Source organism: Neobacillus camarae, assembly GCF_054950115.1.
This window is the reverse complement of record NZ_JBUCKX010000005.1, coordinates 147,139-173,383: the sequence shown is the minus strand read 5'-3', so window position 1 is coordinate 173,383 and position 26,245 is coordinate 147,139. Positions and strand designations below refer to the sequence as shown.

The following is a 26,245-nucleotide window of genomic DNA, read 5'->3' as shown; positions in this document are numbered from 1 at the left end:
CCCTATATTCCGGCACTATTGATTAATTCTAATTCATCCACTTTTTCAAATTCACCCAGCACGAGCTGACGGAATTCTTGGAAGGCCTTTGTCGTTTTTTTGCGCGGAAACGGTAAATCAATCGGAATCATCTTTTGGACCGTTCCAGGCCTGGCACTCATAATAATCACTTTATTCCCCAAATAGATGGCTTCATCTATATCATGTGTGACCAGAACCATCGATGTTTTCTCTTCCCTCCAAATATCGATTAATGCCTCCTGCATATGGGAGCGGGTAAAAGCGTCTAATGCACCAAAGGGTTCATCCAGCAGGAGAATCTTTGGTTTTCGGAGCAGGGCTCTGGCAATCGCCACACGCTGTGCCATCCCTCCCGAAAGTTCTTTTGGGTAGGCTTTTGCGAAGCCCTCCAGTCTGACCAGCTTGATCAGCTTATCCACATTCCCTCTCACTTCCGGTCGTTTGAGCGGCAGGTTCCCTGCAATATTCCGTTCGACCGAAAGCCAAGGGAACAGGCGGGGTTCTTGAAAAATAAACCCCTGATGAATGCCCGCCCGCCTCACCCTTTCACCATCTAGCTTGATTTCACCGGAGTATTCTGTATCCAAACCGACAATCGCTTTTAAAAGGGTACTTTTTCCACATCCGCTGGGACCAATAATCGTTATAAATTCGCCTTTCTCGACATGCAAATTGATATCATTCAAGACATGATTCTTTTCCTTACCTTTTTCAAAGGATTTATTCAACTGATTAATTTCTAGCAGTGCCATGATCACTTTCACCTCCGTTAGATGGTTTAGGCATTGACTTTTTGAAACACATTAGTTGGTCGTTCCAGACCCAAATGATCGCGCAAAGTTTGACCGGTGTAATCTTTGCGAAATAATCCCCGGTTCTGCAATTCCGGAATCACCGAGTCGACGAAATCCTCCAATCCACCAGGAAGGTAAGGCGGCATGATATTAAATCCATCGGCAGCCCCATTTTCAAACCATTCCTGCATCTGGTCGGCGATTTGTATCGGTGTACCGCTAATTTCCCGATGACCTCTTGCACCGGCGACACGCTGATATAATTGACGGATGGTTAAATTTTCTCGGTCTCCAAGGTCTTTTACCAACTGGAATCTTGTTTTTGCTCCATTAATATCACGGATATCAGGCAAATCCGGAAGCGGCTTATCCACCGGAAATGGCGATAAATCATAGCTGATGAGGGCGGAAAGCAAGCCCACCCCGACTTGTTCCGGAATTAATTCCACCAAATATTGTTTCTTTTCCTTAGCCTCTTTTTCGGTATTGCCGATTACGGGAAAAACACCTGGCATGATTTTTAACGAATCCTCTGACCTTCCGTATTTTTGTAACCGGCCTTTCACATCACGGTAAAACATCTGCGCCTCCCCCAATGTCTGCCATGCTGTAAAGATGACCTCCGCCGTCTTGGCGGCCAGTTCTTTGCCAGGTTCCGATGACCCCGCTTGAATGATGACACTATGTCCTTGAACAGGTCTTGAGATGTTCAATGGTCCTTTGACCGAAAACCATTCCCCTTGATGATTTACCTGATGGACCTTGGAAGAATCGGCAAATTTAGCAGCCTGTTTATTGATGAGGAGCGCATCATCTTCCCAACTGTCCCAAAGTTTTTTTACCAGTGCCACAAATTCCTCGGCGCGTTCATATCTTGCGCTGTGAACCAAATGGCGCTCTTGGCTGAAATTCAGCGCCTCCGACTCATCGGACGAGGTGACGACATTCCAAGCGGAACGGCCGCCGCTCAAATGGTCAATGGTGGCAAACTTCCTTGCCAAATGGAATGGTTCGTTATAGGTGGTGGAGGCGGTAGCAGCTAAACCGATATGTTTGGTGACCACCGCCAAGGCAGCGAGCAGTGTCATCGGATCCGGCCTTACATTTACGGTTTGTTCAATCCCAATGCCGTTCCGGTCATGCACCGCATTTCCATCGGCGAAAAAAATCATATCAAATTTGCCACGTTCCGCTGTTTCCGCTAGTTTCCGGTATAAATCGAAGGATAATAGCTGTTCGGTGCTGCTCTCAGGATGCCTCCAAGCTGCGACATGATGGCCTGGAATCATAAAGAAGGCTCCTAGTTTCATTTGCGGTTTGTTCATTTTCACCTTAAACGTCTCCTCTACCCATATTTTTAAAAACAATAAAGGAGCAACTTTTGTAAAAGCTGCTCCAGTTATCTGGTCACATAATTATGATTGAGTTTTTTCGCCTTTATAAATTCATTCAGTTTGACGGTCAAGCCACCATGCCCAAATTTAATAAATTTTTGCGGAGTGGGATTCGGGTACGTCTCTTTTACAAAATCAAGAAAAGCCAATATATAGATTCTTCGATAAATGATATGGATCACACCATATCCAAAAAACCAATAATCGATGGTATTAAAAACCCCCCGATTGATGTGATAGAGTTGATGGCACTGCTGATAAAATTCCAAATCTGGAAGATTTAAATACTCGCTGTCGAGCAAGGACGTTTTGATGATAGGCTTGGGATCATCTTCTATTCTTAAAACGGTCTTCGGCACCTGAGTCTATCTCCCTTCAATTTGAACTCTGAAGCTATTAAAAAGTTGCCTTTTCTATCGAAGTTTCAAAGGTCCGTTTAGGCCAATCATTAATCCATCAAGAGCTTTCCTTAATCTTTGCTTAGGTTCTTCCTGTACATAGAATTGGTCTTTTCCAATTCGTTGGATTTGTTGATCAATCGTATATACACCATTGAGGATATGGCTTGCTCCCAATTCATTTAGTACCGGATTTAAGGCATATTGAATGGTTAATAAATGGCCAAATGAGCCTCCAATCACTAAAGGCAGAACCACTTTATTTTCCAATGCCTTTTGCGGCAATAAATCAAGATAAGTTTTTAAAATTCCTGAAAAGGAGGCCTTATACACAGGTGTTAACATGATAATCCCCCCAGCCTTCTCCACTATTTGATTGGCATGTTGGATTTCCTCACTATCAAAATTGGCGGTAATCAAATCTTTCGCCGGCAGGGAATGGACATTAATCACTTCAAAGGGAATGTTTCTTTCATCCAGATATTTTTCTGCGAAATCCAACAATCCATTTAGCCTTGAGTGATTATTCGGTGAACCGGTAATAATGGCTACAGCAGTCATACAATCATCTCCTATAAAAGAATTATTTTGAACCCTAGCCTTCGTTTTTACGATCAGCAAGACTTTTTGTTTGTTTAATTGCTTTTATACATATAGGTTAACTCGGTTTTAAAGTTGACTTTTGCAACTTCACTCTAAAAAAATGAATAAAAAAAGGCATAACCCCGTGTTCCATAGGTTATGCCTTCAGTTTACCGATCGGCTTTTTGATTCATTTTTTAATAATCAGATTATATGTCATATTATTCCTACCTGTCAACTTGCATTTTGAAAATTCTGTACGATTTTATAAGACCCTTTTAATTGGGCTGTTGGTTTCCGTTCCAGTGCCCGCTTTCCTCAGAGTCTCCTCGGCCACATACTCTCGTAGGGGTCGAGCGCCTTTCATACCAATCAGCAGTGGCTAAAATTAACAATATCCTTCAACAGTGCTCTAAAAAAATAGACTACCTAATTGCGATTAATAACTACTAACTTCAATTCCGTCATCTCTTCAACCGCATATTTAATTCCTTCGCGACCCATGCCGCTTTCTTTGACTCCGCCATATGGCATTTGGTCGACACGGAAAGTGGGAATGTCATTAATCATGACCCCGCCAACATGGAGTTCATCAGCAGCCTTTAATGCAGCATCAAGGCGGTTGGTGTAGATTCCCGCCTGAAGGCCGTAGCGAGAATCGTTGACTAGCTGAATGGCTTCATCAAGTGATGATACTTTATTAATAAGCACAATCGGGGCAAACACTTCCTGGCAGGAAATCTTCATTTTAGGGTCAGCATTAAGGATAACCGTCGGCAACAAAGCATTTCCTTGGGCGTGTCCTCCTGTCGCAACGGTCGCCCCCCCTTGTTTAGCCTCCTCGATCCAGCTCAACGACCGTTCGATGTCTTTTTTCGAAATTAATGCCGAAATATCGGTGGCTGGATGTAATGGGTCACCGATTTTCAATTGATTGGCAGATTCCACAAACTTCTCGACAAATGCCTCATACAGGCTGTCATGGACATAAATTCTTTGCAAGGAGATGCACACCTGACCTTGATAATCGAAAGCTCCAACGATGCATCGGGGCATGATTTTTTCAATATCAGTCCCTTGATCAACGATAAGGGCGGAATTGGATCCAAGCTCGAGGGTAACGCGTTTTAAACCCGCCTTATTCCGGATGCCAATCCCAACCTCGGGACTACCGGTGAAGGTAATCATACTGATTCTCCGGTCCGATACGATTTGATCCCCCACGTCCCTTCCGCTTCCGGTTACAATATTCAAGGCACCCTTCGGCAGCCCTGCTTCTTCGAATAGTTTGCCAATCAAAAAGGCCGAAAGCGGGGTTTGCGAAGCTGGTTTCAGGATAACTGTATTGCCTGCTGCGATGGCCGGACCTAATTTATGGGCGACAAGATTCATCGGAAAATTAAACGGTGTAATCGCCCCAATAATCCCTATCGGTTCGCGGGTAGTAAAAGCGAGTTTATTTTCCCCGCCGGGAGCGGCATCCAATGCCAGGGTTTCCCCGTGGATGCGTTTGGCTTCCTCAGCCGCGAATTTATAGGTTTGGATTGTCCTGGCAATTTCTCGTTTGGCGGCAGCAAGCGGCTTTGCAGCTTCTAGGGCAATCGTCTCTGCTGCATGATCGGCCTTTGCTTCCAGTAAACTGGCCACTTTCTCCAAAATTGCAGCCCGCTGATGGGCTGGCAATTTGGCCATAACTGGTCTTGCCTGAAAAGCGGCCTCAATGGCTTGATTCACTTCTTCTTCTGAAGCGGCAGGTATTTCCGCAATTACTACCCCGGTGTAAGGCGATTGCAGTTTTGTATAATGTTTGGCTTGGACCCACTTTCCATTAATATATAATTCTTGTTTAGAATCTGGATAAACAGCCATTTCTACACCTCAATCCATTTAGTTTTTTTAGGTTGATAGGCCAATTGGAGTTCATTTTCACGTGCAAATAAAAAAAGCTTCTGCTATTAACTATGCAAATGAACTAGCTAATACGACAACAAAAAAGACGACAGAAGACTGTCGTAGAAAGATCTTCTTTACCATTTTTCTATATGAAATTAACCTAGTGCAACATCAAGTATCATCATAATGGTAAAACCGATCATCATGATGATGGATGCAAGGTCGGTGTTACCGTTTTCCTGTGAACCTGGTATCACCTCTTCCGCCACAACAAAAATCATGGCTCCTGCCGCAAAGCTGAGGGCATAAGGGAGCAGAGGTTGAATAAACAATACTGACAACGCCCCAATGATGGCTGCGATCGGTTCAACCAGCCCGGAAAATTGGCCATAGAGAAAACTTTTTGTTCTTGACATTCCTTCGCGCCTTAACGGCATGGCTACCGCAACGCCCTCCGGCAGATTTTGAATTCCAATTCCGATGGCCAAGGCTATCGCACCGGACAACGAAGCGGAAGGAAATCCTGCGGCAACAGCACCAAACGCAACTCCCACCGCTAGCCCTTCGGGAATATTATGTAAGGTGATCGCCAAAACGAGCAACGTACTTCTCTTTTTGCCGGTAGGATGAATTCCTTCCGCCCTCTCCATCGGCAGTTCTGGATGTAAATGGGGCAAGAGTTTATCAACCACTAATAAGAATAAACCACCAGAAAGAAATCCGATTGCCGCAGGCAGCCAGGATGGCAGGGAACCTCCTTCTGCCATTTCAAGTGCTGGTGATAACAAAGACCAAAAGCTGGCCGCAATCATGACTCCGGCGGCAAACCCCAGCATGCTGTCTAAAAATTTTTGATTGACTGTTTTTGTTGTAAACACTAATGCAGAGCCAATTGCTGTCATCCCCCAGGTAAATAACGTGCCCAAAGCCGCTTGAGCGACAGCCGGAAGACTCTCAAACCAATCCAGCATATTAATAGCCTCCAAATACTCTTACGTGTTGTTTTTTATAAAATTAGCATAGTTTGTTGCATTTTGCCAAAATACTTGCTTTTTAGGATGGACTTATATAATTAGGTTACATAATAAAATTATAATTCACCAATATTTCCCCTGTTTCTTCCACTCAATTTTATCGTTAAAAGCATTGACTTATTATTGGTATTTCCTTCTGGTCAAATCTTCCATGCCGGCCTTGATTTATAGCGATTTATCGTCTTTTATTTGGCAAAAATATGCCTCTATTTCCTGTCAAACTATTACTATATGATTATTTGGTAATCAAATTACACCATTACTTTGGGGGGATACAAAAGGGTGAAAAAACCTTTGCATTTATTAATGGTATTTACCATTATCGTTTCCTTGCTTCCATTTACCAACGTTCAGGCCCAACAAATTGAACCAGTTGTGAAAGTCAAGTTAATTAACTATCTCGGCAATAAAACAGCCATTGTCCTAAAATCAAATGGTGACTATATAACAAACGATAGCAATGTGGTTCTGAAGTCTGGTACCATATATGAGCTAAAACAAATAAACGGAAAATTATCATTATACAAAGATGGTATTTTACTAGGTTCATATAATACCTTGTCCGCACAGCCCGTCGATTCAAGATCCCAGCTTTCCATCAACGATCGTTCCTATTTGGGAAGTTTTGACTTTACCGTTGAGATTAATCAATATGTCCGGCCAATTAACTCAGTCTACATGGAAGATTATTTAAAAGGTGTTGTACCGATTGAAATGTATCCTTCCTGGAATATTGGAGCATTGAAATCGCAGGCCGTGGCGGCGAGAACCTATGCCATGAAATACACCAATGGGGGAATTATTGACGATACGATTTCCTTTCAGGTATACGGCGGCTACATCTGGACCCCTAGTACCACGAAGGCGGTGGATGAAACAAAAGGACAGGTCCTTCTATATAATGGCCGGTTGATTGATACGGTTTATTCAGCCAGTAACGGCGGCATGACCGAAAATAATGCCAATGCATGGGGGAATACCCTTGTACCTTATTTATCCATCAGGCAAGATAACTACGACCCGGTAACTCCTTGGAGTTTTTCCTTCAACAAAACACAAATCGATTTAAACGGTAAAGATTTGTCCAAATCCTCTGAATGGTGGACCACCGTGAAAGAAGCAGATACTGCCATAACCAATAATATTAAGGTTTGGCTTTACAGCAATGGTTATGCAAATAGCGAGATTAAAATTGTTTCCATCCCTGATTTTTCTCTTTATGATATCGGAACTGGCGGACGGGTTAACAAAGCCAGCATGACCGTTAACTTTTTAGTAAAAGATATCACGGACCCTACCAGTAAATTAATTCCTCAACAGATTACCTTTAAAGATACAAGCGCTGCAAAAGTACGTTCGATCATTGGAAATCGCGTGATGTTAAGTTATCTGGTTGATCAGGTTGATACGGCAACCGATAAGGTGAACGTCAAAGGCCGCGGCGATGGTCATGGTGTGGGAATGAGCCAATGGGGCGCCAAAAATATGGGGGACGCAGGGAAAACCTATGAAGACATCTTAAAGTTTTATTATACAGGAGTCTCGATTTTAACGATGTATGAGGTTTCTGATAAAACAACTAGCCCTGCCACGATGACCGAGGTGAAAAATCCTGTAACGGAAATTCCAGTTCTACCTTCACCTGTTCAGGATACCACTGCCCCCGTTCTTAAAGATGTGGCGAACTCTATGGACTATACAACGAAAAAGGCTTCTCTCACCTATTCATTTAATGAAAATGCACTTGTCACAACCTTTGTCCGTGATGCCAGCGGAACGGTTATTCAATATCTTGAGCAAGATGTCGAAAAAGCACCAGGCAAGTATACGGTTAACTGGGATACCACTTCTATCCCTGACGGGGATTATTCGTTTGGGATTATCACCAAAGACGCTGCCGGCAACAAGTCATCGGCTGCTAGTAAGTTTACTTTGGTCAAACCGGATACAACGGCCCCAGTTCTTAAAGATGTGGCAAGCTCTATTGACTATTCCAAGAAAAAGGCGTCTGTTTCCTATTCATTTAACGAAAATGCATTTGTCACAACCTTTGTCCGTGATGCTAATGGAACGATTATTCAATATCTTGAACAAGATGCCGTAAAAGCACCGGACGAGTATACTGTTGATTGGGATACCACTTCTGTTCCTGACGGGGATTACTCGTTTGGGGTCATCACGAGGGACGCCGCCGGCAACAAATCATCGTCCGCCAGTATGTTTACTTTGCTCAAACCGGATACAACGGCTCCTATTCTTAAAGATGTTTCCAGTTCTTATAACAATACAACGAAAAAGGCATCTGTAACCTTTTCATTCAACGAGAACGCCTTTGTCACTGTCTATGTCCGGAATGCCAACGGAACAATCATTCAGTATCTTGAAAAAGACGCGGCAAAAGCACCAGGCAAATATACGTTCGATTGGGATGTAACGTCTATGGCAAATGGGGATTATTCGTTTGGAATCATTTCCAAGGACCCGGCTGGCAACACGTCATCGGCAGCAAGCAAAATCACCTTAAACAAAACCTTAACTGGTACTATCAATGCAACGAACGTATACATTAGGCAAAACGCATCTACAAGTTCTAAAGTATTGGGAACACTTCAAAAAAAAACTGTCACGGTTTTCACCAAAACAGGTTCCTGGTATTATATCCAATACGGGAGCATCATAGGTTATGTTTACTCACCATATGTTAGTAATGTAAGATAATCTCAATTATAAGCAAAAAAAGCAGAGACAACCGTTTCTGCTTTTTTACTTATTATATTTAAATTCTCTGTTTCCTTTTCTAGTTAATCCATCGGTCAGCAAGCCTCTCCAAGCTCGCAACCGCCACCAATGGCAAGTTTTAAAATCCAGTCGGCCAGTTCGCCAATCTTCTCTCACTCTTTGTACCGTTTTTTACGGTTGCATACTCTAATGCCCTGCATAAGAATTTTCGGGTATCCCGCGGGTCGATTACATCATCAATGAGATGCTTGGCCGCCGCTTTGTAAGGCGAACTGTCGAAGGCCCATTTTTCCAACAGCTGTTGGCGGACTTCCTTGGCATTTTCTACTTCTTGCAGCTGCCGGCCATAGACGACGTTAATTCCGACTTCGGGGCCGGTAAAATTGATCTCGGCGGTCGGCCATGCGACGACAAAGTCTGCACCCATGGATGGCCCGCACATGTTCCCATAGGCAGCACCGACACTTTTACGAATAACGACGGATAATTTGGGAACGGTGGACTGTGCCAAAGCTTGGTTCCACACCATGATTTTAGTAGGGATTTTCACCTTCTCTGCTTCATTACTGACACGGAATCCAGGCGTATCATGCAGGAAAATCATTGGAATATGGAATGAGTCGCACAGGACAATAAAGTCGGTTGCTTTTTCACATTCCTGGACACCCGCTGCACCCGCATATTTCATCGGCTGGCTGGCAATGACTCCTACCGTGCGGCCGCCCATCCTGGCAAAAACAGTTAACAGGGCCGGACCATGTAATGCCCTATATTCAAAATACCGATGGTCATCCACGATTTCGGCAATGATTTTTTTCATATCATAAGCGCGATTGGTTTTGTTCGGTAAAATATCCAACACCGGATGAACGAGCCGATAGGGATCATCCTCGGTTTCCTTATACGGCGGCTCTTCTTTGGCGTTAAGAGGCATATAGCTAAAATAATCTTTCATCTGGGCAATACATTCCTCTTCTGTCTCTCCGAAAGCATCAGCCTGTCCGGTCTGATACGCATGTACCTTCCAGCCGCCCAGCTCTTCATTGGAAACCTGCTGGCCAGTTGCCATCTCAATCATTCTTGGGCCGGCTACCGCCATACAGGTTCCTTTCAGCTGGGTGACAAAATCAGTGGAAACGGCTGTCCAGGTCGGCCCGCCAAAGCTATCACCCAAAATACTAGTAATGGACGGAACCTCCCTGTTGTGTGTCAGCATTTCTTGGGGAAAGAGCTTGTCGCTGATGCCGTCGGACCCCATTCCATCCGGCATTCTTAATCCGCCGCCTTCATGGAGATAAAACATGGGCAGCCCCCGTTTTAAGGCATACTCATGGGTCGTTTTGGCTTTTCTTAGATGGACTGCCCCTTCTGTTCCGGCAAACACAGTTTTATCGCCGGCTTGGACCATTACCGGACGGCCATTGACCTTGGCCAAACCCACAATCAGCCCGTCACCGGCACTTTTATCCTCCGAACCTGCCATATCAGAATGGTTCAGCATGCCAAGCTCCATAAACGAATCCGGATCTACCAGCAAATTGATTCTCTCTCTCGCTGTATAAAAGCCGGCTTCATGCTGGCGTTTTATTTTTTCTAAACCTCCATTTAAATTGGCCCGCCTTTTTCGTTCCAATAAATCATTCACTGCTTCTTTAACGATATCCTTTTCTTGTTCGATCACGTCAAGCTTCCTTTCCCTGTGGTTCTTTTAGAAGTCTCCTTAATACTTTTCCAGAGCTGGTGGCGGGCAGTTGGTCAATGAACTCTACGAATCTAGGAGCTTTGTAAACCGCCATTTTCTCCCTGGCCCACGCAATGAGCTCTTCCTCGGAAATGCTTCCTTTATAATTGGGCCTTAATACGATGAAAGCCTTGATGCTTTCCCCTTTAGTTTCGTCCGGTACACCGATTACCGCACTTTGCAAGATTCCCGGATGTTCGTTAAGGAGTGCCTCCACATCTTCCGGAAATACACTGTATCCGGAGACTTTCATCATTTCTTTTAGCCGGCCATGGAAAAATAAATATCCATCCTCATCGATACTGCCGATATCACCTGTGTGGACCCAGCCGTCCCGGAGCGTATCGGCTGTAGCTTCTGGCCGGTGTAAATAACCTTTAAACACGCCAGGATTTTTGATGATAATTTCCCCTTTATGACCAGGTCCTGCTGGATCGCCCGTTTCCAGGTCGATGATTTTAAGTTCGGTATCATAGACCGGGATGCCGCAGCTGCCGAATTTTATCTTGTCGAGCGGCATAAACGTATCACAGGTATGAGTTTCACTTAAACCGTATGATGCCTCATGTAAGATGCAGCCGCTGGTCACATCCTTCCATTTATCCGCTAATTGTTCGGTAACCTGCACTCCAAAACTGGTAGCCAGATTTCTTTTTAAAGAGCTTAGGTTTCGGCTTTCTATCCCTGGAATGCTTAAAATCACTGCATTCATCGGGGCTATGCTATACCAGGTGGCCACTTCGTATTTTTCAATTGCCTCCACCGTGGTCATGGGATCAAAACGGGTTAATAAAACACATTCAACCCCGCTATAGACGGAAATATTCACCCCCATCACCATGCCTGCTATATGGCATAGGGGAGCAATGGACAGAATCCTGCCGGCCGGGTCCAATTGGTTCGCGGAAACAGTGGCGGCTGTTTTAAACAAGGCACTGCCGTATGGCAGCATGGCCGCTTTTGGTCTGCCGGTTGTTCCTGAAGTAAACACCATTAAGCCAATGTCATTCCAGAGATCGACCTCAACGCTATGTGGAAACGGCTCATTGTCGGCCAATGTTTCCAAGAAATCATATGAATCATGGATATGATGCTTTTCCAATTTTAATTCCACTGGCAATGGTAGTGTGGTTACATCGGGCAGGAAATCTACGTAGTTTGTGGTGACGATAAATTTAAGGGAAGGAGTTTTTGGTCGGACTGCTGCGATTCGTGGATAAAGCTCTTGACCGGCAACCACAGCTTTTGCATTTACTTCATTGATTAGGTATTCCAGTTCGGTTTCTTTATACATTGGGTTTAACGGGACGACGATTCCGCCAAGACGCTGAATTCCATAATGGGCAATAATGTACTGTGGGCAATTTTGCAAAAATAAAGCAATACAGTCCCCTTTTTTCACTTCATTTAATGCTAAAAATTGGGCAAACCTGCTGATCGACTCGTCCAGTTCCTTCCAAGATATGTCTCTTCCATAAAAGGAATAAGCGGTTTGATCCGGAGAATCGATGGCATTTTGTTTGACATACTCATGCAATGGTCTTTGACCCAGTCGATACGATAACGTTTTCGGAACATTGTTTGGCCAGCTTTTTTGTAGTAGTTCCTTCATTCCATTTAACCTCCTTTGTTTTAGCAATTAGGTAACCGTTTTCACTTTACGGCTTGTCCCATGATTGTTAATTCAATTTATATAAAATTATACATAAATTGGAATTTTTTCACAATCGAGTTTCTTTAACCTATAAAACGATTTTTTATAATATAGACTTTTTACCCTTTCGCAACATGGACAGCCTTCATAATTTATAACAAGTCCATATTAAAGGAGGATCACTTCATGCAGATTGATTATCAGAGTGCGAAACGGTTAGAAGGAGAATTGATTCGGTTTCAAAATAAAGAAGGAGAATGGACCATGGGCCGGGTGGCAAAAGTTAGAAAAGAAGGGCTAGAGATAGAGGAATTGGGCCATACCAGTTCCGGCGCCGGGTACGGTTTTGGCTTCTTTGGCGGCCCATTCTTTAGGCCTCCGGTTTTCTTCCCATTTTTCGGATTTGCATTTTCTCCATTTTTCTTTTAGGAATAAAGTTATGTTTTACATTTAAAAAATTTGACCCAGCCATTCTGGCTGGGTCTATTCCTTCTTTTTTATTCAATCTATAATATAAATGCCTTAACTAGTTTTTTATAATAATAAATCCTCCAAAGCCCGGCTAAGAGACGGGAACTTAAACTCAAATCCTGCGTCCATTAACACCTTTGGTGCCACATGCTGCCCTTCAAGAACAAGTGCACTTTTTTGACCGAGTGCAAGCTTCATGGCAAAAGAAGGGACAGGGAGCCAATGCGGCCGGTGTAGAACCGAACCAATCTTCTTTCCGAACTCTTTCATTCTTACTGGATGAGGCGAAACCACATTGACAGGTCCACGCAATTCATGATTAATAGTAGCAAAAGCGATGGCCCTGACCACATCCGTCACATGGACCCAAGAGACCCACTGTTCTCCTGATCCGATAGTATCACCGGCAAACATTTTATAGGGCAAGGTCATCAGAGGCAAAGCACCGCCATCATTCCCAAGGACTACGCCGAACCTCAAGAAAACGGCACGAAGGCCATGTGCTTCTACCTGTTTGGCTTTTTTCTCCCAATCGGATACCGTTTTGCCGAGAAAATCCTGGGCCGTTTCTATAGATTCTTCACTATAGATGTTGTTTAATGAAGCTGGATAGATGCCAATGGCACTGGCATTGATCAGGACAGATGGCTTTTCCGGCAGCCTGTCTATGATTCTTAATAATTCATCAGTCGCTATCATCCGGCTGTCATAAATTTGCATCTGATGTACTGCATTCCATCTTCCATCGTTAATCGATACACCGGCTAAATTGACAAATACATCAGCATTTCCAATTCCCGTTTCGGGTGAAGCTCCATTTGACAGCCACTTAATATAAGTTACATCACCTGAAGATGGCAAGTCCTTCCTTGTTAAAATCACTATTTTATGGCCATTTTTAAGGAGAAGTTCCGTGAGTTCCTTTCCGATAAATCCTGAACCACCAGCAATTACAATTTTCACACAATTGCCTCCAATCCCTATTCCTTCCTAAAGATTACCATATTTTATCTTTATTTGCTTTTTAATACATCTCCATCATGGATAAACCAAGATATATTCATATGTCGCAATATTTGATAGAATGTACTATTGTAAGAATTGTTAGAAATGATAGAATCAAGTCGATGAACGTATGGAAGGCTTTTGTAGTGAGGCTTTTCAATTATAGGATTTTTGGAGGCAAGAGATAGATGAAACTGAATGTACCATTGATAGGCCAAAGACCAGAATTGCCAACGGGCTGTGAAATTACTGCAGTTACCATGATGCTGAAGTATAAAGGGGTCGAAGTAGATAAAGTAACGTTAGCAAATGCCATGCCACGAAACCCGGAAAATCCTGAATTGGGGTATGTGGGGGACCCGTTTACAGAGGATGGCTGGACCGTTTACCCGGCCGCGTTATTGGACTTGGTCAAAAACTACGCGGGAGGCTCAAAAAATAGAACCGGTATCAGCCATCAAGAAATAGAAGAATCATTGACCAATAACAAACCAATCGTCGTATGGGTTGGACCCATCCACGGGTTTACTGTCCACGCATTGGTACTGACAGGATACGATCAAGAAAATTACTACTACAACGATTGCTGGACCAACGAAAAAGACGTAAAAATCAGTAAAACCGACTTTAACACCATTTGGGAAAACCAAAACAAACGGGCCATATCCTATTAAACTTGGGGGCCTGTCCCCCGCCTTGTTAACGCGGTAATGCGCCGGGGGCCTGTCCCCCACTCTGCTAATCTACTAAAGTGGTAACTTTTATCACTGAAAACATTTTTTGGTTCCCTATAGTTATATTGGGAGGTGTTTTGTGATGAAGGTTATGTATCGTTTAAAAGGCACTGTGGATATAAAGGTGATTAAAGAAGAGTTAAAGCAGTTTGGCGGGAGATGTGCTAAGGTTGTGGAGAAGGGGTTGGAATATCAGGTTAAAGAGGAAAATGAAGCCGGTGCTCACGAGTTTTTAATGAAGCAAGGTTATGTTGAATAACGCGCAAAATGGAAAAGACCAGCCTTCACTGGTCTTTTCCATTTTGCGCGTTTTTTTATCAATTTTTACTCGATCGTTTGACATTATTTCTTCCAGTACTCATAAATCCAGTCTTTAACTATTTGATTCAGGGTCCCCTTTTTTTGGGTTTTTAGCCATTCGACTTGGTCAATGGGCAGCTTTAATTTTAGCCGGATTTCTTCTTCGGGCATTTCGACTTTTCTTATGTCCTCCAAGGTTATGCCTTTTTCGATATTAGGGAACGACGAGCTATTTTCGTTGACCCGTTCAAAGTCTTCATAGTCTATCAAATCATCCAGTTCACAGAATAAATTAAGCTGCGGCAGTCCCCCTGGAAGGACTTTTGCATGCATGATGGAATTGATGAATCTCCCATCCTTTAATTCTATCTCCAGAATAAGGTTGTCAATGTCTTTATATTTTTTAAGCGTGACCTCGCTCACTATCAAATCCAGTTCCAATGTGGCGCCTTCTTCAGATTCGAAAATATAAATGGCACTATTAAAAACATGGATCACTTCCCCATCAATTTTGACTGATTTAACTTCTGCCATACACATTCTCCTCCAGGAAACTGACACCCCCTACTCTTGCCAAAGTATAAGGAATGTTTTTTTCTCTCTTACCAAGCTTCTATAATTAAATAGTAGCTTGATTTAATGGACTAGACAACAATTCTTTAGTAAAAAGTTACATTGGGAAACAAAAAAGCCGGAAGAACCCCCTTCTTCCGGTTAATCATAACTTATTGGTAATTTAATGTTCTTATTTTGATTGATTTCTCTATCCAGCTGTTCAAGGAATGTTGGGGAACGTGAACAAGACCCACAAAGTGCCTATGGATTTCGAAGCTTACAAAAAAACGCCAGTATCCATCCTTATACTTTAGATAGATATTGGCATCATACATTATCCAACCATTAATCCACGCTCAAAATGATTCATGTCCGTTAATTCTATAATATACTCATAGTTATAAATAGATTTTTGAATATTGATTTTGTCTTCTTTTGTTAAACTAGCATCTTCTAATTTTCGTAACAAATCTTGCCTCATGCCTTCTAATACTTCTTTTACCTCTTGGTATTCCACTATAAAGGCCCCTTTCCTGCTCCAAGAAAATTATTTTTGACCTAACCCGACATATTCAATCCATCTAAATTGTAATCGCTTTCTTAATGCCTTTATTATAAGCAAAAAAAAGCTAAACTTTTCAGTAAATTTGTTTCAAATTTGTGAAATCTGCTTACGGTAGAGTGTGATATCATTTCGCATACGATGCACGAGAGTTGATCCGAAGATCAACCTACCAATTAAAAAAAGTCCAGTACCTCCTTATAGAATACTGGACTAGCTTGAAAATGTTATGTACATTTTTTACAAATTGAACAAATTAAATTAAGTTCGATTTCTGATGATCCAAAGGAGTACCAACAGATCTCTTACTTAACAGTATCCTTGCTAAAAGGATACCAACGATGACCGCAGCTATTATAGAAATGATTGATCCTATCATAGCAATTTTTACAGTCATTAAAAAAACGATTGCTAGCGCTAGCATTGTCATAATTAGAACAGAATTCCAAAGTACACGGTCTTTAACCTTTTCTAATAATAATAGGGACGGTGTATCATGTGTTTCTTCATTAGCGGCATTCAAAATGGCCTTTAAGCGACGTAGATTAATGATAGGACCCATGAACGTCATTATGATTAAAATAGCCAGAGAAAAATCGATCCACGAATTTCCAAACCCCCAACTTGTAAAAACCAGGTATAATCCTGGAAACAGAATAAAAATGACACTAAAGGGCAGTAGCCCGTCTAGTCTGACCGCTATAGCAGCCCAACTCCGCAACGTCTCTGTCTTCTTTGAATGAAGCATTGAAATCATGGATAACAGCGTGATTCCAACAGCAACAAACATCAAAATTGCTCCTAAAATGTGGATGAACAAAATAATACCATACAACAATTTACTAATACCCCTTATTTTACCTAAAATATTATACATAAAATTTTACCGGGACGATAGTCCTTTACTGAATTTATGACAATATCCCTATTCCATGTAGGTTTGCATAAAAAAAGAACCTTCCTTGATTAAGGAAGATTCTATCTCTTCTAACCAATCACCTCAGGAGGCGGAACCGCTTCCTCTGACAAACTTCCTCTAAACCAAGGCCCTTTGGCGGTAAAGATCAGTGGAATGTACACCAGTCCGCCGATGGCACATACCCATAACCATGCATCCCAGCCTGAACCGCCTACTACGACTGGAACTATCAGTACCATAGCAATGCCGACGACGCGGATGATGAATCCCCAAAGGCCCCATGCAGATGCCTGAAGCGACGCTTTAATGTCCTCTGCGTTCTCAGAGAATAGCGCCATCCATGGTCCGTATGCAATTCCCATGAACCCGCCAAGTAAAGAGGTTGCAACAATTAATTGCCCTTCCGAAATATCTGTTCCAACCAAAGTGGCGAAATACATCGTGTAGGCGAGCGACAGAATCGCACCAATTAGTGAAATGATTTTTCGGAGTCTTAACTTATCAGAAATCCATCCTGCAATGAGCAGCGTGATTAGATTTAACGTCCAAAAATACTGGGCGATACTTGCTGCCTCGGCATTGTCATAACCAAAAGCCTGAACAAGTAATGTAGTCCCAAATGACTGGATCGTCAGGTAGGTTAATAGAAATAGGGAAATCCCGATACTTAAAGCCCAAATCCGGGGTACACGTAACATTTCCCCAGCCTTTTCGTTCTGATCTTTTTTGGCGTGTTGAACGACTTTGTTGACTTTTTCCACTTGATCCAAATTTGAAATGACATGTGATCTAAGCTCTGGAGACAGGTCACGGATATTAAATAGTATGAGGATGGACGACACTAGCGCAATCGCGCCCTGGATAATAAATTGCGATTCCCATGTAAGAAAAATCGGGAGCGTCCATGCGGCCAGCGCATTGGCAAAGAAGTTAGAGCCAACGGGTCCGAATGTCCAAAAACCATATGCCAGTGCCCGCCCCATCCGTGGTGAAAAATCACGGACAAGCCCGGCAGTGGTACTAATCGAAACTCCTTCGACAAGCCCTAATAGAACCCGAACCCAGAGCAGCCCCATTACCGTATCTACCGTTGACATTAAAAATACGCATACAGCGGTTAAAAATAAACTGGGAACTAAAAACCTGACCCGGCCATGGCGATCCGCAATCGGCCCAAAAATCATCGCCGAAATCGCGGCAGCAATAACAGATGCGCAAGAAATGAGTCCGTATTCCCCCAGCGTCATTTTGAGTCCATCTAAAAGCATGGGTACGACAGGTGAAATTTGAGCTTCATAGGCGGCAATAAAATTGGCAAGGATGACAATAAATAATAACCAGACCCGGCGTCCCCCAATAGGATACGCTGTTAACTCTTGTTTTTCATAAAATAACCGTGATTTTCCCATACAGTAGCCTCCTTTTTCTTTTCAAAATCGGATTACCTGCACTCACAGCCGTTTTCTGTTCCCTCTAAGCATCACCCCTCAACCAGTTTTAGGCTTACAATACCAAGGATGAATACGCTTACATATTATTATAAAAAGCTGTTCCGAACCGATTAAACCGGTTCGAAATAGGGAAGAGTCAACTCTTCATCCAGCTTTTCAAAGCAGACTTTGACCCGCTGATCAATCAAAGGCCGCTTAGTACCATCTTTGATTCGAGTCATCAGGCGGACTCCTTCATCGAGATCCACAATCGCGACCACAAATGGCACCTGTTCCTTAAAAGGGCCGAATGCATGATGGACCACCGTAAAGGAGTAGATTCTACCGGTACCCCCGGACTGCACCCAGTCGATCTCCTCCGAAAAACAGTGCGGGCAGATCGACCGTGGATAAAAAATATGTTGATGGCACTCTTCACATTGTTGAATCCATAATTGCCCACTTTTCAGACCTTCCCAATACCTTTGTGAATCCCCATCCGGTACCGGCCTTGGCACACCCGTCATATTTAATCCCTCCCCAAAATAACGGTTGAACTGGACGACAAGACTCCCCCTGTCCCATGGACTAAGCTAAGTTTGGCATCGGGCACTTGCCGGTCGCCACATTCACCACGGAGCTGTCTGGCCGCTTCTATTAATAAGAAAATCCCGTACATGCCAGGATGGCAATAGGATAAACCTCCTCCGTTGGTGTTCATGGGGAAATCGCCGCCAGGTGCAGTTCGGCCGCCGCTTACAAACTCGCCACTCTCCCCTGGTTTACAGAATCCGAGTGCTTCCAACGTCAACAGCACCGTGATGGTAAAAGAATCATAGATTTCGACGACATCCAATTCTTCATGAGTAATCCCCGCCATACGGAATGCCTGGTGCCCCGATTCCCGTGCACCGGTTACGGTCAAGTCCGGCATGTTGGTAATCGTATTATGTGTATGTGTTTCCCCATGCCCTAGAATCCAGACTGGCGTTTTCTTTGCGTGTTTGGCGGCTTTGGCCGAGGCCACCACGACGGCGCCCCCTCCATCAGTAACCAAACAGCAATCGAGCAGATGCAACGGCTCACAAATCCAGCGGGAATTTAGCACATCTTGAATGGTAATTGGCTCCCGCTTCATGGCCTTTTCATTCATAGACGCCCAACTTCTAGCCGCCACTGCTACCTCTGCCAATTGTTCGGAAGTGGTTCCATAAAGATGCATATGCCTCATCGCTGCAAGTGCATAGGCACCCACTGGTGTCGGCAGCCCATATGGCCTTTCAAATTGATCAGTCAAGCGTACCGCTGTTTCCTGAGGTCTGATAGGATTGGATCTTTGGGTACTCCCATAAGTGATCAGCGCCACATCGAATAGCCCTGCCCTGATTCCGGCTGCGGCATGCGCAACATGTGATTCAAAAGAAGAACCGCCAATATTGGTTCCATCCGTATATTTCGGCTGAATCCCTAAATACTCCGCCAACATCATATTGGGTGCCCACGACCAATTCCCCGCTGTGAAAATAGCATCGACGTCATCCTTTGTAAATCCGGCATCGTCTAATGCACGTTTGGCAGCCTGTGCCTGCAATTGCAGGACGGTTTTATTGGGGGTAATCCCCAGATCCGATTCGGCCACTCCAACAATGGCGGCTACTCGTTCATGTTTAGACATTTTCCTCACCTCTCTCATGACAAGTCATGGCAGATTGTATGTTCTGGGGGTGGAATCGTGACCAACGAATCCATAGCCCATAAAAAGCAAGAAATAACACAATCAACACGCCGGAAAACAGAAATGGTGCACCAGCATGGAAAACAAAAAACCAACTGGCAATCAACGGCCCTATCGTACGTCCCAAGCTGTTGGCAGTCTGTTGGTAGCCAAAGCCCCTCCCTTGGACGCTTTTGGACATCCTTAATGAAATCGCCGATGAAAGCATCGGAACCACGAAAGCACGACAGATTGCCAATAAAGCTACTGATGCAAAAACAAGGAGAATAAAATTGGAAAATCCTAGCATTAAATATCCGGCTGCGCCAATGACGAGCCCGGTGACAATGGTGACGGTCTCTCCAAACCGTGAGTTAAATTTAGACAGCAGCGTCATCTGTACCAGGGCGCCCATTCCCCCATTAACTGCAAACGCCCAGCCTGTCATGGCCTGAGTCGAGTTTAAATGGTCAACAATATAATACGCGAGGGTTGAAGTAATACTAGAATCGGACAAAGAAAAAACCACTGTCCCTAACATATAGGGTAAAATATTCGCTTGAAACAGAGTATTTCTCCAAGACTGAAGGGATGACCCCCTCGACACTCCTGGCACTTTAGCAGGTTGATTGACTCTCCTTACTTCTTTTGGTAAGAGCCATAACGCCATAACTCCGTTTATCGCCGATAAGATTCCCACACCAATAAACGGAATCATGACACCAAACATCCCTAAAAATGAACCGACGATGGGACCGAAAATAAACCCGATTCCATTCATGGCAGCCATATAGCCAAGGATTCGTGCCCGATCGCTTGCTTTTGTCCAATCCGCCACCAGTGCCTGAGTAGGCGGAAATACAGCAGCAACAAACGCTCCCCCGAGAAATCGAAGGATAAGGAACACAGTTACATTTGGTGAAAAACCCAGCAGTGCCGAAGTGATCCCATAGCCCAGCACACCCGTGACAAGGACCGATCGTCTAGAAAGACGATCAGACAGGGAGCCCCAAAAGGAGCTCGCTAATAATTGGGCAATGGCGAAAACGGAGAGAGCAAGACCTAATTCAAAGGAGGATGCACCAATATGCTTTGATAAAAATGGCAATGTCGGGAGAATGACCCCAAAGCCCACACTTGCCAGAAACATCGTCGCCATCAGGAAAAGAATTGGAACTGACATGATGTGCGCCTCCTACTTGTTATGCATAAACCCTAAACAACTAGCTTTGAGATGGCTGACCGGTTGCGATATAATCTCTTAATCGCGTTTTCAAGATTTTCCCTACGCCATTTCGCGGAAGTGAATCGATAAAGACAATATTTCTGGGTGACTTGTTTTTCGCAATGTGGGCTTGACAATACTCGATTAATTCTTGCTGTGTAACATCACTACCGGGCTTCTTGACCACGAAAGCCAGAACTTCCTCACCCATCCGTTCATCCGGGACGCCAATCACCGCGTTCTCCAACACTGCCGGGTGAGCGGAAAGCAATTCTTCGATATCACGGGGATAAATGTTGAACCCGCCGCGAATAATCAAGTCTTTCTTTCGATCCACAATATACAAGAACCCTTCCTCATCCAGCTTTGCCATGTCACCTGTATGGAGCCAGCCATTTTTTAAGACACGGGCCGTCTCTTCTTCATTTTCAAAATATCCGGGGGTGACATTATCACCGCGGACAATTAATTCGCCCACTTCACCAACGGGGACTTCCCGATCATTTGGATCGACGATTCGAATCTCCACCCCTTCGATTGGAACGCCGACAGATCCTTTTTTATACGGCATTCCATCACGATAACCCGAGACGGCGGGAGCAGCCTCTGATAAGCCGTACCCATCATATACGTCTACATTAAATTTTTCTTTGAAGGCAAGTCTGATTGCATCCGGCAAGGCCGCGGAACCTGATCCTAATTTTTCCAAACTGGATAAATCATACTTATCCGCATTGGGATGATTCAGCATCGCATAGACCATCGCCGGTACAACTGAAAAGGAAGTCACTTTATATTTTTCAATCGCCGCAAATACTTTCTCCGGATCAAATTTGGAGAACACGACAATTGAGGATCCCCGCAAATACAGCACATTGGAAACGGTCAGCCCAAAGACATGTGCTAACGGGAGGATGCCAATAGTCGTAATGCGGTCTGGATTTGGGTTCGAAGTAAGCGAAGCAGACGCATTTGAATATAGGTTCTTGTGGGTGAGAATGACGCCTTTTGGCTTACCGGTGGTCCCTGAGGTAAAGAGAATGACCGCTGGATCATTCTCGGTTAATCCCGAAACGTCCGGACTTGTGTCCGCATCAGTTTGCTTTGTAAGGTTGGATAAGCTTATGGCATCCGAATCCTCAAAATCATCACAGACAAGAACGAAAGGTTTATCATTTATAGGTCGGACACTCTCCTTGATTTTTGGCAAAAGCTCAGAAGACGTGATCACCGCCTTCGCACGAGAAGCTTTGATTATATATTCAATCTCATGCGCATGTAATAAGTACATGACAGGAACGATGATGGCTCCTGCGCGGGTAATGCCTTGATATGAAAACAGGACCTCTGGGCAATTGGGCATGCATACCAGGACCCGGTCTCCTTGTTGGATTCCTAGATTTCTTAAGCCATGGGCAATCTGGTTGGCATGTTTTAAGGCATCGAGATTGCTATAAGTTTGGTCTCCATAATAAATAAATGAATACTCACCATACTTTTGGATATTCTCATCCAATAAATCTTTAATCAGTGCGATAACAATCCCTCCCAATCTATTGAAAATCGAAATGGAAAAATAGATTATTTAGCAGATTGTAATTATAGTGGAATTACTTATGTTGTCTTAAATCCATTCCGTTACATTCCCCTGCCAAGATGGCTTCTATGAATTCCTTTTCGGTTCTGATGTCGCCCATGATAGTTAAACATCTTCCTAAAGAGTGGGAATGATGGGCATCACTTCCGCCAGTAACCGCTAACCCCAACTCATGGGCGGCATTCCGTACGCAATATTCTTCTTCTCTCACCCCAGTACCATTACAAGCCTCAAGGGCATCTACATATTGAAAAATAGGCCGTTCGAGAACGGTTTCCCACTTGGGGAGCCCTGGTGGCTTGCCGCCGTATTGATAGTGTGGATTCAGCTCACTTCGAAACGGGTGGGCCAAAACCAGTGCTCCCTGTCTGCGGTCTATTTCCTTGCGCAAAACTTCGATTCTATGAATCCCAGGAATATATTCATCCAAACCATAGGCAAGAATATGCCCTATATCTGTAGTCACCTCCACACCCTGTACGACAAGACAACCCGTCCGTTCCTGAATTTCTTGCAGAGTGCGACGCGGCATCACAAAATCATGGTCCGTAATACAAATGCCATCTACTGAACTAGCTTTTAGCCAATCAACCAAATTATCTATTTGAATCGCACCGTCATAGGAGCCGATGGCCGTGTGCAGATGGGTCTCGATTAGCATTCCTAATCCAGCAATTCACCGACTTTAACGTGGCCGCGGATTAAGTTGCGCGAAATAATAAAGCGTTGGATTTCGTCTGTTCCTTCAAATATCCGCCACAACCTCATTTCCCGATACCAGCGTTCAATCGGCAATTCTTTCGTGTAACCCATCCCGCCATGAATCTGAAGGACACGGTCTACGACACGGTTGGCCATATTAGAACCATAGAGTTTCGCCATTGAAGCAGCGTGACGGTTATCCTGCCCTCTTTCTTGAAGCCATGCTGCCCGCAGGACCAGCCATTTGGTCGCTTCAATTTCTACTCCTGAATCGGCAATCATCCATTGGATCGCCTGACGGTCAGCAATTGGCTTCCCGAAGGTGACGCGAGTTTTCGACTGGTCAATGCCCATTTGCAGCAATCGTTCCGATGCACCGATAGCCCGGGCCGGAATCAGCCAGCGGCCTTGGCCAATCCATTGCATGCCCAAATTAAATCCGCCGCCAATTTCGCCGAGGATATTTTCTTCTGGCACGTGGACATCTTCAAAGACAAGGGAAGCGGGTCCCCATTCACCCATGGTATGGATGTACTCAGAACGCCAGCCCATATCCCGGTCTACCAGAAAGCAGGTGACGCCTCCTCTTGCACCCTTTTCTTTGTCGGTCACTGCAAACACCATGGCAAAATCTGCTTCGTTACCGTTGGTGATAAAAACTTTCTCGCCATTCAAAACCCACTGGTCGCCTTTTTTGACAGCGGTCATTTTGATGTTTCCCGCATCAGACCCGGCAGAAGGCTCACTTAGGGCAAAGCAGGATTTTCTTTCTCCGTTAATGACAGGAATAAGGTACTTTTCCTTTTGTTCTTCATTACAGTAGTAAAGGATGTTATCCGCCGAGCCGCCGAAATTAAAGGGAACGAAGGTACGCCCGAGCTCCATGGAGATAAGGGCCGTCATGACGGGTCCCAAGTTTGCACCACCGAATTCTTCTGGCGTATTGATCCCCCAAAAGCCTAGATCTTTCGCTTTTTCCCGGATTCTTTTGAGGTCTTCCGGGTCCATTCCGGGGCGGCCTTCTCGTTCATTTTTTAATACTTCCTGCTCATAAGGCATTAACTCTTTTTTCACGAATTCCCTAACGGTGCGCTGGATCATTTTTTGTTCATCATTTAATGTGAAGTCCATTCCACATACCTCTTCTCTTGTATTTTTTAATAGAGTCAAAGATTGAGCTCTATTAGTAAACGCTTACATTTTGAGTGAAAAAAGCTAGTCTCTAATAGCTATTCATAAACTTAGAGATTTATTTGCATGCAGAGAAACATTTTCAACTAGTTACTTCGACCATTTCAATAACCAACTAAACTTTCTCGGTTGGATAAATGTGTTCAAACACCGTTGGAACCCGGATGCCGCATCTGAGCAGCTCGACAAAATAATAAATGCTTCGGAAGAAATCATGAAGGTTTCCCTGAACTAGTCTTACCCGGCGGTACATCATATTTTGGGTCAACTCCCTGGGCCCCTCGATGATTTCATACCAATCGTCCTCCGTGCCCGCAAGCAGAAAATCAGCGGTTCCCCTTTCTTCTGCCACCCCTAAATAGGCGTTAACCACATTTCCCTGGACGATATCGAAATACGCGAACTGATCGGCTTGCAGATGCTGCCTTTTTAATACCAGCCCTAGTCGGATATCCATTTTCTTCTTTCGCTGCTCAATCCAATTCCAATAATTCTCGTCCACTTTTTCTTTTCGTTCCGGACTGGGCCCTTTAAGGGTCTCTTTCATAAACTGGTCTACCCAAGCTTCACTGAACAATAATACGCCCATTGATCCCCTCCTTATCAACCGCCAGCCGCCGCTTCAGGCACTATCGAATCCATTAATTCTTGTATGTTTTTCGGGATCGTCAGCCCAATCATGTAAAACTTTTTCTGTAAGTTCCGGATCATGGTATTTCGAATCGTGTCACGCTCCAGGCCAAGTGGCGAATAGTCTATCGTTTGGGTATACGTATTACTCATGGCCAACATCGTATTGACGGTGTCATAGACAACCGGCACAAGCGACGGGTCATCATGAATTAACTCACTTAATAATTTCATCCCGAATTGAATATGACGGGATTCATCGCGAGTTGTGGCGATAAAACCTTTGTGAAAAGCGGGCAGAACATTGTTTTCCTTACAAAAGCTTAAGGTGATTTTCATAACACTTATCGCTAATACCCCTTCAATCCACATTTGATAATTAGTCAGTGCCGATACTAGCAATTTCCTGTCATCCGGGTTTAACCGAATTTGATCCACCAAATACGCCAAGAAACCGAATGAACCAATAAAGGTTTCACTCATAAAATCAAACGATTTATCCAATGTTTCCATCATATTGTCCGCTTCAATGCCAATCGCTTCCCGGTAAAAACGATCAAAAAAGATGGTGTGCCGTGCCTCATCTTCTAAATGACTGGCAAGAAAGATTTTATGCTCATCGATAGGCATCGCTGATATAATTGGAATGACATCTACCGCTACTTGCCGCTCTCCATGATGAAATCCGGTTGCAATACTTAAAAAAGATTTCCGCTGCTCCCCGGATAATTTTTCATTCCAATCAATCCGATCCTGGGTAAAATCCAGTTCCTGAACCTTCCACCGCTGTTGTTCATATTTTTGGTATAGATCCAAGGCATAATTTTTATCTAACTTGCGAATCCCGTCATGAATATAATCAATGACAGAATTCACATGGAAGTCATGATGCAGGGATTCGATGCTGACATGATCAATGTTTTTAAAGCTTTCAGACAAGGCCTAACCTCCTTCACTGAA

At 44.0% G+C, this 26,245-nt stretch carries 25 protein-coding genes; 4 read left to right on the top strand and 21 right to left on the bottom strand.

From position 1 onward, the window contains the following. Window positions 1-2: 2 nt before the first annotated feature. The 6 genes from ACY8D0_RS25715 to ACY8D0_RS25690 form a co-directional block, all read right to left on the bottom strand. Window positions 3-773, bottom strand: a complete 771-nt coding sequence (locus ACY8D0_RS25715) for an ABC transporter ATP-binding protein (RefSeq protein ID WP_462413304.1) — start codon at window positions 771-773, stop codon at window positions 3-5. Window positions 774-799: 26 nt separating this feature from the next. Further along, window positions 800-2,140: an LLM class flavin-dependent oxidoreductase gene (locus tag ACY8D0_RS25710; protein WP_462413615.1), complete on the bottom strand. Its 1,341-nt coding sequence runs from the start codon at window positions 2,138-2,140 to the stop codon at window positions 800-802. A gap of 74 nt (window positions 2,141-2,214) precedes the next feature. Next, window positions 2,215-2,568: a hypothetical protein gene (locus ACY8D0_RS25705; protein WP_462413303.1), complete on the bottom strand. Its 354-nt coding sequence runs from the start codon at window positions 2,566-2,568 to the stop codon at window positions 2,215-2,217. A 54-nt stretch (window positions 2,569-2,622) separates the two neighbouring features. After that, window positions 2,623-3,168, bottom strand: coding sequence for an NADPH-dependent FMN reductase (gene ssuE, locus ACY8D0_RS25700; protein ID WP_462413302.1), 546 nt, complete (start codon window positions 3,166-3,168; stop codon window positions 2,623-2,625). Window positions 3,169-3,618: 450 nt separating this feature from the next. Beyond that, on the bottom strand, window positions 3,619-5,058 hold the full coding sequence (locus tag ACY8D0_RS25695) for an aldehyde dehydrogenase family protein (RefSeq protein WP_462413301.1): 1,440 nt from the start codon (window positions 5,056-5,058) through the stop codon (window positions 3,619-3,621). 179 nt (window positions 5,059-5,237) lie between these two features. Beyond that, entirely contained in the window at window positions 5,238-6,053 is an 816-nt protein-coding gene (locus tag ACY8D0_RS25690; RefSeq protein WP_462413300.1) for a ZIP family metal transporter, read from the bottom strand. 345 nt (window positions 6,054-6,398) lie between these two features. On the opposite strand from ACY8D0_RS25690, the gene ACY8D0_RS25685 reads away from it, so the two are divergent. Then, a complete protein-coding gene (locus tag ACY8D0_RS25685; protein WP_462413299.1) occupies window positions 6,399-8,834 on the top strand; it encodes a SpoIID/LytB domain-containing protein in 2,436 nt (811 codons plus the stop codon). Window positions 8,835-8,973: 139 nt separating this feature from the next. Here ACY8D0_RS25685 and ACY8D0_RS25680 read toward each other — a convergent pair whose 3' ends face one another. Then, window positions 8,974-10,536, bottom strand: coding sequence for an acyl-CoA carboxylase subunit beta (locus tag ACY8D0_RS25680; RefSeq protein ID WP_462413298.1), 1,563 nt, complete (start codon window positions 10,534-10,536; stop codon window positions 8,974-8,976). Between the two features lies 1 nt (window position 10,537). Next, window positions 10,538-12,208: an AMP-binding protein gene (locus ACY8D0_RS25675; protein ID WP_462413297.1), complete on the bottom strand. Its 1,671-nt coding sequence runs from the start codon at window positions 12,206-12,208 to the stop codon at window positions 10,538-10,540. A 228-nt stretch (window positions 12,209-12,436) separates the two neighbouring features. On the opposite strand from ACY8D0_RS25675, the gene ACY8D0_RS25670 reads away from it, so the two are divergent. Then, window positions 12,437-12,679, top strand: a complete 243-nt coding sequence (locus ACY8D0_RS25670; protein WP_462413296.1) for a hypothetical protein — start codon at window positions 12,437-12,439, stop codon at window positions 12,677-12,679. Window positions 12,680-12,784: 105 nt separating this feature from the next. Here ACY8D0_RS25670 and ACY8D0_RS25665 read toward each other — a convergent pair whose 3' ends face one another. Further along, entirely contained in the window at window positions 12,785-13,684 is a 900-nt protein-coding gene (locus tag ACY8D0_RS25665) for a TIGR01777 family oxidoreductase (protein WP_462413295.1), read from the bottom strand. Between the two features lie 230 nt (window positions 13,685-13,914). On the opposite strand from ACY8D0_RS25665, the gene ACY8D0_RS25660 reads away from it, so the two are divergent. Then, window positions 13,915-14,400 carry a C39 family peptidase gene (locus ACY8D0_RS25660; RefSeq protein ID WP_462413294.1) on the top strand — a complete coding sequence of 162 codons (486 nt, stop codon included), beginning with the start codon at window positions 13,915-13,917 and terminating at the stop codon, window positions 14,398-14,400. 139 nt (window positions 14,401-14,539) lie between these two features. Next, the gene (locus ACY8D0_RS25655) at window positions 14,540-14,719 is read left to right on the top strand and encodes a hypothetical protein (RefSeq protein WP_462413629.1); all 180 of its coding nucleotides are present in this window, start codon (window positions 14,540-14,542) and stop codon (window positions 14,717-14,719) included. Window positions 14,720-14,802: 83 nt separating this feature from the next. Here ACY8D0_RS25655 and ACY8D0_RS25650 read toward each other — a convergent pair whose 3' ends face one another. The 12 genes from ACY8D0_RS25650 to ACY8D0_RS25595 form a co-directional block, all read right to left on the bottom strand. Continuing rightward, window positions 14,803-15,294, bottom strand: a complete 492-nt coding sequence (locus tag ACY8D0_RS25650) for a hypothetical protein (protein ID WP_462413293.1) — start codon at window positions 15,292-15,294, stop codon at window positions 14,803-14,805. A 355-nt stretch (window positions 15,295-15,649) separates the two neighbouring features. Continuing rightward, a complete protein-coding gene (locus ACY8D0_RS25645) occupies window positions 15,650-15,832 on the bottom strand; it encodes a DUF3896 family protein (RefSeq protein ID WP_462413292.1) in 183 nt (60 codons plus the stop codon). A 301-nt stretch (window positions 15,833-16,133) separates the two neighbouring features. After that, on the bottom strand, window positions 16,134-16,754 hold the full coding sequence (locus ACY8D0_RS25640) for a DUF2269 family protein (RefSeq protein WP_462413291.1): 621 nt from the start codon (window positions 16,752-16,754) through the stop codon (window positions 16,134-16,136). Window positions 16,755-16,864: 110 nt separating this feature from the next. Continuing rightward, entirely contained in the window at window positions 16,865-18,205 is a 1,341-nt protein-coding gene (locus tag ACY8D0_RS25635) for an MFS transporter (RefSeq protein ID WP_462413290.1), read from the bottom strand. 152 nt (window positions 18,206-18,357) lie between these two features. After that, window positions 18,358-18,753, bottom strand: coding sequence for a Zn-ribbon domain-containing OB-fold protein (locus ACY8D0_RS25630; protein ID WP_462413289.1), 396 nt, complete (start codon window positions 18,751-18,753; stop codon window positions 18,358-18,360). 2 nt (window positions 18,754-18,755) lie between these two features. Next, window positions 18,756-19,901, bottom strand: a complete 1,146-nt coding sequence (locus ACY8D0_RS25625) for an acetyl-CoA acetyltransferase (protein WP_462413288.1) — start codon at window positions 19,899-19,901, stop codon at window positions 18,756-18,758. Further along, the gene (locus ACY8D0_RS25620) at window positions 19,894-21,123 is read right to left on the bottom strand and encodes an MFS transporter (protein ID WP_462413287.1); all 1,230 of its coding nucleotides are present in this window, start codon (window positions 21,121-21,123) and stop codon (window positions 19,894-19,896) included. Before ACY8D0_RS25620 ends, ACY8D0_RS25625 begins: the two co-directional genes overlap by 8 nt. Before the next feature lie 40 nt (window positions 21,124-21,163). Continuing rightward, the gene (locus ACY8D0_RS25615) at window positions 21,164-22,717 is read right to left on the bottom strand and encodes a class I adenylate-forming enzyme family protein (RefSeq protein ID WP_462413286.1); all 1,554 of its coding nucleotides are present in this window, start codon (window positions 22,715-22,717) and stop codon (window positions 21,164-21,166) included. 58 nt (window positions 22,718-22,775) lie between these two features. Beyond that, window positions 22,776-23,423 carry a PHP-associated domain-containing protein gene (locus ACY8D0_RS25610; protein ID WP_462413285.1) on the bottom strand — a complete coding sequence of 216 codons (648 nt, stop codon included), beginning with the start codon at window positions 23,421-23,423 and terminating at the stop codon, window positions 22,776-22,778. Between the two features lie 2 nt (window positions 23,424-23,425). After that, window positions 23,426-24,595 (bottom strand): acyl-CoA dehydrogenase family protein, encoded by a 1,170-nt coding sequence (locus tag ACY8D0_RS25605; RefSeq protein ID WP_462413284.1) that lies wholly within the window; start codon window positions 24,593-24,595, stop codon window positions 23,426-23,428. Window positions 24,596-24,770: 175 nt separating this feature from the next. After that, on the bottom strand, window positions 24,771-25,244 hold the full coding sequence (locus ACY8D0_RS25600) for a hypothetical protein (RefSeq protein ID WP_462413283.1): 474 nt from the start codon (window positions 25,242-25,244) through the stop codon (window positions 24,771-24,773). A 14-nt stretch (window positions 25,245-25,258) separates the two neighbouring features. Beyond that, on the bottom strand, window positions 25,259-26,224 hold the full coding sequence (locus tag ACY8D0_RS25595; protein WP_462413282.1) for a ribonucleotide-diphosphate reductase subunit beta: 966 nt from the start codon (window positions 26,222-26,224) through the stop codon (window positions 25,259-25,261). Window positions 26,225-26,245 lie beyond the last annotated feature (21 nt).